This is a genomic window from Pseudonocardia sp. KRD291 (assembly GCF_019263595.1).
GTDB lineage: Bacteria > Actinomycetota > Actinomycetes > Mycobacteriales > Pseudonocardiaceae > Pseudonocardia.
On the sequence record NZ_JADQDD010000214.1, the window covers coordinates 1 to 11159 of the forward strand.

8 protein-coding genes are annotated in these 11159 nt (G+C 72.9%); 7 read left to right on the top strand and 1 reads right to left on the bottom strand.

What is annotated here, in order from left to right; genetic code table 11:
• Positions 1-52: 52 nt before the first annotated feature.
• The gene (locus tag I4I78_RS23830; RefSeq protein WP_218613709.1) at positions 53-1021 is read right to left on the bottom strand and encodes a heme o synthase; all 969 of its coding nucleotides are present in this window, start codon (positions 1019-1021) and stop codon (positions 53-55) included.
• A gap of 460 nt (positions 1022-1481) precedes the next feature.
• On the opposite strand from I4I78_RS23830, the gene tkt reads away from it, so the two are divergent.
• From tkt to purT, 7 genes are all read left to right on the top strand, one after another.
• Complete coding sequence (gene tkt / locus I4I78_RS23835; protein ID WP_226380317.1) at positions 1482-3548, top strand: transketolase; 2067 nt, start codon at positions 1482-1484, stop codon at positions 3546-3548.
• 50 nt (positions 3549-3598) lie between these two features.
• Entirely contained in the window at positions 3599-4708 is a 1110-nt protein-coding gene (gene tal / locus I4I78_RS23840) for a transaldolase (protein ID WP_218613711.1), read from the top strand.
• Between the two features lie 21 nt (positions 4709-4729).
• Entirely contained in the window at positions 4730-6565 is a 1836-nt protein-coding gene (locus I4I78_RS23845) for a hypothetical protein (RefSeq protein ID WP_218613712.1), read from the top strand.
• An 8-nt stretch (positions 6566-6573) separates the two neighbouring features.
• Positions 6574-8115: a glucose-6-phosphate dehydrogenase gene (zwf, locus tag I4I78_RS23850; protein ID WP_218613713.1), complete on the top strand. Its 1542-nt coding sequence runs from the start codon at positions 6574-6576 to the stop codon at positions 8113-8115.
• A 79-nt stretch (positions 8116-8194) separates the two neighbouring features.
• The gene (opcA, locus tag I4I78_RS23855) at positions 8195-9139 is read left to right on the top strand and encodes a glucose-6-phosphate dehydrogenase assembly protein OpcA (protein ID WP_218613714.1); all 945 of its coding nucleotides are present in this window, start codon (positions 8195-8197) and stop codon (positions 9137-9139) included.
• A 60-nt stretch (positions 9140-9199) separates the two neighbouring features.
• Positions 9200-9955: a 6-phosphogluconolactonase gene (gene pgl, locus I4I78_RS23860; protein WP_218613715.1), complete on the top strand. Its 756-nt coding sequence runs from the start codon at positions 9200-9202 to the stop codon at positions 9953-9955.
• Positions 9956-10060: 105 nt separating this feature from the next.
• A partial coding sequence (gene purT, locus I4I78_RS23865; RefSeq protein WP_218613716.1) for a formate-dependent phosphoribosylglycinamide formyltransferase occupies positions 10061-11159 on the top strand: 1099 nt, incomplete at its 3' end.

An 11159-nucleotide genomic window follows, 5' to 3' on the forward strand; every position in this document is an offset into this window, starting at 1 on the left:
TCAGGACCGCGGGCTCAGATCAGGGCAGGGGGCTCAGATCAGGGCAGCGGGATCAGATCAGGACGGGGAGCCCCACCGCGGCGTCCACCGCGATCGCCGCGAACAGCACGCACAGGTAGAGGTTCGAGAGGTGGAACAGCGGCATCGGGGAGATCTCCCGGCCCGCCTTCACCGACGCGTGCAGGCGGTGTGCCCGGTAGACGAAGTACGCCCCGCCCAGCACCGCGACCGCGGCGTAGATCCACGACGTGGCGGGCAGCAGGAGCAGGCTCCACACCGCCATCACCCAGCTGTAGATCACGATCCGGATCGACACCTGCCGCGGCGTGGCGACCACCGGGAGCATCGGCACGCCCGCGGCGGCGTAGTCCTCGCGGTAGCGCATGGCCAGCGCCCAGAAGTGCGGCGGCGTCCAGAAGAAGATCACGCCGAACATCACCAGTGCCGGCCACTCGACGCTGCCGGTCACCGCCGCCCAGCCGATCACCACCGGCATGCAGCCCGCGGCACCGCCCCAGACGATGTTCTGCGAGGTCCGTCGCTTGAGCAGCAACGTGTAGACCAGTACGTAGAACGCGATCGCACCCACCGAGAGCGCGGCGGCCAGCCAGTTCGTGGTCAGGCCCAGCCAGAGCGAGCTCAGCGCACCGAGCACCAGCCCGAAGATCAGTGCGTTGCGGGTGGGCACCTTCCCGGCCGCCAGCGGACGGCGCGCGGTGCGCTTCATCTTCTGGTCGATGTCGGCGTCGACGACGCAGTTCAGCGCATGCGCGCTGGCTGCGGCCATCGCGCCGCCGATCAGGGTGGCGACGATCAGCCAGAGCGACGGGACGCCGCGCTGGGCCAGGAACATCGCCGGCACCGTCACCACGAGCAGCTGCTCGATGATCCGGGTCTTGGTCAGGCCCAGGTACGCGCGCAGGGTCGCGGAGATCCGCCCCCACCGTCCGCCGGTACCCGCCTCGGTGCCGGTTCCGGGCGTCGACTCCGGCCGTCCCGGTCGGGACACGGGTGCGCTCACCTGCAGCTACCTCGCTCGGGGTCGATCGGTTCGTGGTGGTGGTGCGTGCGGCCGGTCGGCGGGGCGCCGACATCGGGTCTCCACAACGTTCTACAGCGCGTCGAGCGTAACCGGTGGAATGCGATCCCGGGCGACCGGGTAGTCCGCCCTCGACCGATCGGGCGCCGACGCCCGCGGGCGCGGGTCGACCGTCTCCGTTCATCCCCCGGTCACCGGCATCACTGCTGGCCGGAGGGCCGAGCAGTAGGGTGGTCGCGAGGACGGCGGCGGGCGGTGTGGCCTGCGTCGCACGGGTTGCGCGGGCGCCGTCGCGGGCCCCCGTGAAGCACCGGAACACAGCAGCGAGAACACAGCAGCGAAGCGAAGCACCGAGTAGTCCGTTCGAGAACCGAGTACAGGAGTCATCGTCTTGTCCGTCACCGCAGAGTCCCCCCATTCCGGAGACAGCGCCGTCCGCGCGCTGACCACGGCGCACCTGCCCGAGGACTGGACCGACCTGGACCGGCGTGCCGTCGACACGATCCGGGTGCTCGCCGCGGACGCGGTGCAGAAGTGCGGCAGCGGCCACCCCGGCACGGCGATGAGCCTGGCCCCGCTGGCCTACACGTTGTTCCAGCGCGTGATGCGCCACGACCCGGCCGACGCGGAGTGGATGGGCCGCGACCGGTTCATCCTGTCCTGCGGGCACTCGAGCCTGACGCTCTACATCCAGCTCTTCCTGGCCGGCTACGGCCTCGAGCGCGAGGACCTGGAGCAGCTGCGCCAGTGGGGCTCGCTCACCCCCGGGCACCCCGAGGTCGGGCACACCCGCGGCGTGGAGATGACCACCGGCCCACTCGGGCAGGGACTCGCCTCGGCCGTCGGGATGGCGATGGCCGCCCGTCGCGAGCGCGGCCTGTTCGACCCGGACGCCCCCGAGGGCGCGAGCCCGTTCGACCACCAGATCTACGTGGTCGCCTCGGACGGCGACATCGAGGAGGGCGTCACCAGCGAGGCGTCGTCGCTGGCCGGGCGCCAGGAGCTGGGCAACCTCACGGTGGTCTACGACGCCAACGAGATCTCGATCGAGGACGACACGAACATCGCCCTCAACGAGGACACCGCGGCACGTTACGAGGCCTACGGCTGGCACGTGCAGGTCGTCGAGGGCGGCGAGAACGTGGCCGGCATCCTGGCCGCGCTCGACGCCGCGAAGGCCGAGACTTCGCGCCCCTCGTTCATCCTGCTGCGCACGGTGATCGGCTACCCGTCGCCGAACAAGATGAACACCGGCGCCGCGCACGGGTCCGCGCTGGGCGACGACGAGGTCCGCGAGGTCAAGAAGGTCCTGGGCTTCGACCCGGACCAGAACTTCGAGATCGACGACGACGTCCTGGCCCACACCCGCACGGTCGGCGAGCGGTCGCGCGCCGAGCGCGAGAAGTGGCAGGGCACGTTCGACGACTGGGCGGCGCGCGAGCCGCGGCGCAAGGAGCTGCTCGACCGCCTGAGCGCGCACCGGCTCCCGGAGGGCTGGGCCGAGGCACTGCCGCACTGGGACATCGACGAGAAGGGCATCGCCACCCGCAAGGCCTCCGGGGAGGTGCTCGCCGCCGTCGCCGACGTGCTGCCGGAGCTCTGGGGCGGATCGGCCGACCTGGCCGAGAGCAACAACACGACGATGAAGGGCGCCGACTCGTTCGGCCCGAAGTCGGCGGCCACCGGCATGTGGGCGGCCGAGCCCTACGGCCGGACGCTGCACTTCGGCGTCCGTGAGCACGCGATGGGCTCCATCCTCAACGGGATCTCGCTGCACGGCCCGACCCGGCCCTACGGCGGCACCTTCCTCATCTTCTCCGACTACATGCGCCCGGCCGTGCGCCTCGGCGCGCTGATGAAGACGAACGCGCTCTACGTGTGGACCCACGACTCGATCGGCCTCGGCGAGGACGGCCCGACCCACCAGCCGATCGAGCACCTCGCCGCGCTGCGGGGGATCCCCGGCCTGGCCGTGGTCCGCCCCGGCGACGCGAACGAGACCGCGTACGCGTGGAAGGCCGCGATCGAGAAGCCGCAGGACGGCCCGATCGGGTTCGCCCTCACCCGCCAGGCCGTGCCCACGCTGGCCGGCACCTCGGCCGAGGGCGTCGCCCGCGGCGGGTACGTGCTCGACGAGGCGTCCTCCGGCGTCCCGCAGGTCGTCATCATCGCCACCGGCTCCGAGCTGCACCTGGCCGTGGCGGCCCGGACGGCGCTGGAGAACGAGGGCGTCGGCACCCGGGTGGTCTCGATGCCCTGCGTCGAGTGGTTCGACGCGCAGGACGCCGACTACAAGGAGTCGGTGATCCCGTCCGCGGTGAAGGCGCGGGTGGCGGTCGAGGCCGGCATCGCGATGCCGTGGCACCGGTTCGTCGGCGACGCAGGCCGCGTCGTCTCGATCGAGCACTTCGGCGCCAGCGCGGACCAGGCCACCCTGTTCGAGAAGTTCGGCTTCACCGGCGAGACCGTCGCCGAGGCCGCACGGCAGTCGATCACTGCCGCCCCCTGAGACCACCCGTCTCTCCCGACATCCGCATCGCCACGAGCGAAGGAGAACCCATGAGCAACGAACGACTCGCCGCACTGTCCGCGGCGGGGGTCTCGGTCTGGCTCGACGACCTGTCCCGCGAGCGCCTGACCAGCGGCAACCTGCAGAAGCTGATCACCGAGGACTCCGTCGTCGGCGTCACGACCAACCCGACGATCTTCGCCGGGGCGCTGTCCGACGGGAAGGCCTACGACGAGCAGGTCCGCGAGCTCGCCGCCCGCGGCGCCGACATCGACACCGCGATCCGCGAGATCACCGTCGCCGACGTGCAGCAGGCCTGCGACGTGTTCTCCGGTACCTGGGAGAGGACCGGCGGCGTCGACGGGCGGGTCTCGCTCGAGGTCGACCCGCGCCTCGCGCACGACACCGAGAAGACCGTGGCCCAGGCGCTGGACCTGTGGAAGGCCGTGGACCGGCCGAACCTGCTGGTGAAGATCCCGGCGACCGAGGAGGGGCTGCCCGCGATCACGCGCGCGATCGCCGAGGGCGTCAGCGTGAACGTCACGCTGATCTTCTCGGTGGAGCGCTACAAGCTGGTGATGGAGGCCTACGTCGCCGGCCTCGAGCAGGCCCAGTCGAACGGTCAGGACGTGGCCCGGATCCACTCCGTCGGCTCGTTCTTCGTCTCCCGGGTGGACTCCGAGATCGACAAGCGGCTGGAGAAGATCGGCACCGACGAGGCGCTGGCGCTGCGCGGCAAGGCCGGCATCGCGAACTCCCGGCTGGCCTTCGCCGCCTACCAGGAGGCGTTCTCCGGGTCCCGGTGGGACAACCTCGCCCAGCAGGACGCGCACGCACAGCGTCCGCTGTGGGCCTCGACCGGCGTGAAGAACCCGGACTACGCGGACACGATGTACGTCACCGAACTCGCCGTGGCGAACACCGTGAACACGATGCCGGAGAAGACCCTGAAGGCCTTCGCCGACCACGGCGAGGTCGCCGGCGACAAGGTCACCGGCACCGCGGGCGACGCGCAGAAGGTGTTCGACGACCTCTCCGCGGCCGGGATCGACCTGACCGACGTCTACCTCGAGCTGGAGAACGAGGGCGTCGACAAGTTCGCGAAGTCCTGGACCGAACTGCAGGAGACGGTCCGCGGCCAGCTCGACGCCGCGAAGTAGCGGCGGAACGGCGGTCGCGCAGTGTCCGACTCCCCCGGCGGAGACCGGCCCGTACCCGGTGCGGATCCGCACGCCCCGGTGCACGTCCACCTCGACGGTGAGCCGTTCACCGGGGCGGCGCTGCGGATCGCAGGTGAGCTCGCGGAGGAGACCGTCGCGTCCCGCCTGGCCGAGGCGGACCCGAGCGTGTGGCCGCCCGCGGGCACCGAGAGCAGCGCAGGCGGAACGAGCATCGGCACCGAGAGCAGCGCAGGCGGAACGAACATCGATGCCGAGAGCAGCGCACGCGGAACGAGCATCGGCAGGGACCGGGTCGGCTGGGTGCACCTGCCGCGGACCTCACGCCCGCTCGTCGGGCAGGTGCGGGCGCTGCGGGAGAAGTTCGTGAGCTCCGGCGCGCACCGGGTGCTGCTCGTCGGCGGGCCGGCCGCGACCGCCGGTGCGCGGGCGCTCGCCGAGCCGTCCGCCGCCCGGCTGACCGTGCTCGACGGCGCGGACCCGGCCCAGGTCGCGGACGCGCTGGCCGGGGAGCTCTCGGCGACCGTGCTGGTGGTGGCGGACGCGGCCGGGGACGACCCGGTCGTCGCCGCCGTGCACCGGGTCGTCGCCGACGCGATCACCGACGAACTCTCCGCCGAGGTCTCCGACGAGGTCGACGCCGGTGGGTCCGCCCCGGACGACCCGGTGGCGCGCGCGGCGCTGGCCGAGCGCACCGTCTACCTGACCGAACCCGGCTCGCCGCTGGACGAGCGCGCGCGGGCCGACGGGTCGGTCGTGGTGACCGTGGACGCCGACGTGCCGGAGCGGTTCTCCGCGCTCGGCCCGTTCGGGCTGGTCCCGGCCGGGCTTGCCGGGGCCGACGTCGAGTCGCTGCTGGCCGGGGCGGCGGCCGCGGCGCCGCTGCTCACCGCCGACGACCCGGACAACCCGGCCCTGGTCCTGGCCGGGGCGCTGGTCGCGGCCCGCGGGTCGTTGCTGACGCTGCGCGGGGCCGAGGACGCGCCCGCGCAGGCCGAGTGGGTCGCGCAGTTGATCTCCGGCGCCCGCGGTCCGCTGGTCGTGCTCACCGACGACGACACTGGGCTGGTCCCGCCGCGGAACCCGGCGCCGTCGCAGGCTCCTCCGGTCGTCGAGGTGTTCGCCGGGCGCAGCGGCGTCGCCGACGACGCGGGCGTCCGCACCTCCGGCGACCCCGGAGCCGCGGTGCTGCTCTGGCAGATCGCGGTCGCCCTCGCCGCCCGGCGCCTGGGCACCGACCCGTTCGCCGCGGCCCCGGCGCCCGCGCACGACCCCGGTGAGACCCCGCCGGTGTTCGTCGACGGCGGGGTCGAGGTGCACGCCGGGACATGGCTGAGCACCCCGGTGGACACCGTCGGCGGGGCGCTGGCCGAGCTCGTCGCGCTCACGCCGGAGCGCGGGCACCTGGCCGTCGCGGCGTGGTTGGACCCGGAGACCGACGCCTCGGTCGCCGTCCTGCGCGGCGTGTTGGCCGACCGCACCGGTTTGCCGACCACGTTCGGGTGGGCACCGCGGTCGTGGGCCGGCGAGGGACGCCGGCACCTCGACCCCGCCGACGGGCACGACACCGGCTCCTCCGGCGTCCACTGTCACGTGACCGGGGGCCCGCCGGACGACATGCCCGACCCGCGGGACGCGCCCGGGCTGGCCGAACTGGATAGCCTGCACGCGGCACAGGCGCGGTCGGTCGTGGCCGCCCTGGACGAGCACGGCCGGCCGGTGCTGCGGCTGCACCTCACCGACCGCGTCGCGGGGCTGGTGACGCTCGCCAGGGCGATCCAGGATCTCCCCGCCGACGGGCCGCGAGGAACGACAGTCCGCACCGAGAGGAACAGGTGATTGCGCCGATGACCGCCGGAAACGGGGATCGGGTCAACCCGCTGCGCGACCCGAGGGACAAGCGGCTGCCACGGATCGCCGGCCCGTGCGGCCTGGTGATCTTCGGCGTGACCGGGGACCTGTCCCGCAAGAAGCTGATGCCGGCCATCTACGACCTGGCCAACCGCGGGCTGCTCCCGCCGGGCTTCGCGCTCACCGGGTTCGCCCGCCGCGAGTGGGGCGCCCAGGACTTCGGCCAGGTCGTGCACGACGCGGTGAAGGAACACGCCCGGACGCCGTTCCGCCAGGAGGTCTGGGACCGGCTCTCCGAGGGCTTCCGCTTCGTGCAGGGCTCCTTCGACGACGACGACGCCTTCGACCAGCTGGAGGCGACCGTCCGCAAGCTCGACGAGGAGCGCGGCACCGGCGGCAACCACGCGTTCTACCTCTCCATCCCGCCGAGTGCGTTCCCCGTGGTCTGCAAGCAGCTGGCCCGCTCGGGACTGTCCGGGCCCTACGACCACACCTGGCGCCGGGTCGTGATCGAGAAGCCGTTCGGGCACGACCTGGCCTCGGCCAAGGAGCTCAACGGCATCGTCAACGACGTCTTCCCCGAGGACTCGGTCTTCCGGATCGACCACTACCTCGGCAAGGAGACGGTGCAGAACGTGCTGGCTCTGCGGTTCGCCAACCAGCTGTGGGAGCCGATCTGGAACGCCAACTACGTCGACCACGTCCAGATCACGATGGCCGAGGACATCGGCCTGGGCGGGCGCGCCGGCTACTACGACGGCATCGGCGCCGCCCGCGACGTGATCCAGAACCACCTCCTGCAGCTGCTCGCGTTCACCGCGATGGAGGAGCCGACGTCGTTCTCCTCGGACGAGCTGCGCGCCGAGAAGATCAAGGTGCTGAAGGCGGTGAAGCTGGCCCAGCCGCTGGACGAGACGACCTCGCGCGGGCAGTACGAGGGCGGCTCGCAGGGCGGCGAGCAGGTGCCGGGCCTGAAGGAGGAGGAGGGCTTCAACCCCGACTCCACCACCGAGACCTTCGCCGCGATCACCTGCGAGGTGGAGACCCGCCGCTGGGCCGGGGTGCCGTTCTACCTGCGCACCGGCAAGCGCCTGGGACGGCGCGTCACCGAGATCGCGGTCGTGTTCAAGCGCGCACCGCACCTGCCCTTCGACGCCACGATGACCGAGGAGCTGGGGCAGAACGCGCTGGTCATCCGCGTGCAGCCGGACGAGGGCGTGACCATGCGCTTCGGGTCCAAGGTGCCGGGCAACCAGATGGAGGTCCGCGACGTCACGATGGACTTCGGCTACGGCAGCGCGTTCACCGAGGCCTCCCCGGAGGCCTACGAGCGGCTGATCCTCGACGTGCTCCTCGGCGAGCCGTCGCTGTTCCCGGTGAACGAGGAGGTCGAACGGTCCTGGGAGATCCTGGACCCGGTGATCGAGCACTGGGCCGCGGACGAGAAGGGGCCGGACTCCTACCCCGCCGGGAGCTGGGGCCCGGACTCGTCGGCGGCGATGCTGTCCCGCACCGGCCGCGTGTGGCGCCGGCCGTGAGCCCGCGAACGGCCGCATCGGCACAGCCCGTGAGCCCGCGAACGGCCGTGAAGAACACTACGACCACCCGAGGTGCCCGATGATCATCGACCTTCCGTCGAGCAACACCTCGGCGGTCAACCGCAAGCTCGTGGAGCTGCGTGAGTCCGGCGGCGTGTTCGCGCTGGGCCGGGTCCTCACGCTCGTCGTGGTCACCGAGGACGGCCGGGAGATGGAGCGCGCCGTCGAGGCGGCGAACCAGGCCAGTCGCGAGCACCCCTGCCGGGTGATCGTGCTCGCCCGCGGCCAGCGGCGGGCGGCGGCCCGGCTCGACGCCCAGATCCGGGTCGGCGGCGACGCCGGGGCGAGCGAGGTCGTGGTGCTGCGCGGCTACGGCCCGCTGGCCGAGGAGGGTGCGGGCGCCGGCATGGTGATGCCGCTGCTGCTGCCCGACGCCCCGGTCGTCGCGTGGTGGCCGGGCGAGGCGCCTGCGAACCCGTCCCAGGACGCCATCGGCAAGCTGGCGCAGCGCCGGATCACCGATGCGCTGTCGTCGAAGAACCCGACGAAGGCGTTCGAGCAGCGTCGCAGGGACCACGTCGCCGGTGACACGGACCTGACCTGGACCCGGCTCACGCACTGGCGGGCCCAGCTGGCCGCGGCGCTGGACGTGCCGCCCTACGAGGACGTCACCTCCGTGGTGGTCGCCGGTGAGGTCGTCTCGCCGTCCACCGAGCTGATCGCCGGATGGCTGGCCTCCGCGCTCGGGGTGAAGGTGAAGCGGTCGCCGTCGGAGAAGAGCCAGGGCCTCGCGCTGGTCCGGCTGGTCCGCTCGTCGGGCACGATCGAGCTGGCCCGCCCGGACGGCAAGACGGCGAAGCTGACCCAGCCCGGCCAGCCGGACCGGCTGATCGCGCTGTCCCGTCGCGACGTGGCGGACTGCCTGTCCGAGGAGCTGCGCCGCCTGGACCCGGACGAGATCTACCACGAGGCCCTCACCGGCATCGCGGCCGTCAGCCGGGGCCGCACCCCGGTCAAGGTCTGACCCATCGCCGACGAGGTCCCGATCGCCGACGGGGCCCCCATCGCCATCGAGGAGAGCTCCGTGTCCGACACCGAGATCGACGTCCACCCGGATGCCGACGCGCTGGCCGCGGCCGTCGCGGCCCGGCTGGTCACCCGGCTGATCGACCTGCAGGCCGCGGGCCGCGTCCCCCGGGTCGTCCTGACCGGCGGCGGCGTGGGTATCGACCTGCTGCGCAAGGTGCGGGAGCTCCCCACCCACCAGGCCGTCGACTGGTCGCGGGTGGAGCTGTTCTGGGGCGACGAGCGTTTCGTCGCCCCGGACGACGACGAGCGCAACGACCGCCAGGCCCGCGAGGCGCTGCTCGACCACGTGGCGCTCGACCCGTCCCGGGTGCACCCGATGGGCGCCGATGACGGGTCCGGCCCGTCCGGGGCGGAGAAGGCGGCGCAGGACTACGCCGACCTGCTCTCCGGACTGGCCGGCGCGGGCGCCGCCGTGCCGGGTTTCGACGTCGTGCTGCTCGGCATGGGCGGCGAGGGACACACGCTCTCGGTGTTCCCGGACTCCCCCGCCGTGCACGAGACGCGGCCGACCGTCGTCGCCGTGCACGACTGCCCGAAGCCGCCGCCGGACCGGGTGTCGCTGACGCTGGCCGTCCTGGACCGCGCGCACGAGGCCTGGGTCGTCGCGGCGGGCGGCGCGAAGGCCGAGGCCGTGGCCGGGGCCCTCGGCGGGGCGGCCGAGACCGACGTGCCGGTGGCCGGGGCCCGCCGGGCCGGGACCACTCGCTGGCTGCTCGACACCGACGCGGCCGCGGCGATCCCCGGGTCGTGACCCCGGGGGCGGGGCCCGCTTCGTGACCCTGCCTCGTGACGCTGCCTTGTGATGTGGCCCCGCCTCACCTTCACGGTCGGCGACCCCCGCGGCTACGGTCCCGGCATGCGTATCGGTACCCCGCTCAGCCCGACTGCGACGCGCGTGATGCTGCTCGGCTCCGGTGAGCTGGGCAAGGAGGTCGCGATCGCCTTCCAGCGCCTGGGCGTCGAGGTGATCGCGGTGGACCGCTACCCGGGGGCGCCCGCGCATCAGGTCGCCCACCGCTGGCACGCGATCGACATGACCGACCCGGTCACGCTGGGCACGCTGATCGAGCAGGAGCAGCCCGACCTGGTCATCCCGGAGATCGAGGCCATCGCGACGTCGGCGCTGGCCGAGGTGGAGGCCGCCGGCACGACGGTCGTCCCGACCGCCCGCGCGGCCCGGCTGACCATGGACCGCGAGGGCATCCGGCGCCTGGCCGCCGAGGAACTCGGCCTGCCGACGTCGCCGTACGCGTTCGCGGACACGATCGACGAGGTGCACGATGCGGTGGCGAAGGTCGGCGTGCCGTGCGTGCTCAAGCCGGTGATGTCGTCGTCGGGCAAGGGGCAGTCGGTGATCCGGGACGCGGGCGACGCACAGTCCGCGTGGTCGCACGCGCTCGACGCGGGACGCGTGGCGAGCACGCGGGTGATCGTCGAGGGGTACGTCGACTTCGACTACGAGATCACCCAGCTCACCGTCCGCGGCAAGGACGGGACCCAGTTCTGCGAGCCGATCGGGCACCGTCAGGAGTCCGGTGACTACGTCGAGTCCTGGCAGCCGCAGCCGATGAGCGCGGCCGCGGCGGCCGCCGCCCGGGACGTCTCGGAGAAGATCACCGACGCCCTCGGCGGGCCCGGCGTGTTCGGCGTCGAGCTGTTCGTGCGCGGCGACGAGGTGCTGTTCTCCGAGGTCAGCCCGCGTCCGCACGACACCGGGCTGGTCACGATGGCCAGCCAGCGGCTCTCCGAGTTCGAGCTGCACGCCCGCGCCGTGCTGGGCCTGCCGCTGGACGTCACGCTGCGCTCCCCCGGCGCCTCCGCGGTGATCTACGGCGGCGTCGAGGCGAAGGCGCTCGTGTTCGACGGCGTCGACGAGGCACTCGCCGTCCCGGAGTCCGACGTGCGCCTGTTCGGCAAGCCGCAGAGCCACCCGAACCGACGGATGGGCGTCGCCG

Coding starts and splice junctions, on each gene's coding strand:
- opcA (WP_218613714.1), top strand. CDS start 8,195: ATGATCATCGACCTTCCGTCGAGCAACACCTCGGCGGTCAACCGCAAG.
- tal (WP_218613711.1), top strand. CDS start 3,599: ATGAGCAACGAACGACTCGCCGCACTGTCCGCGGCGGGGGTCTCGGTC.
- zwf (WP_218613713.1), top strand. CDS start 6,574: ATGACCGCCGGAAACGGGGATCGGGTCAACCCGCTGCGCGACCCGAGG.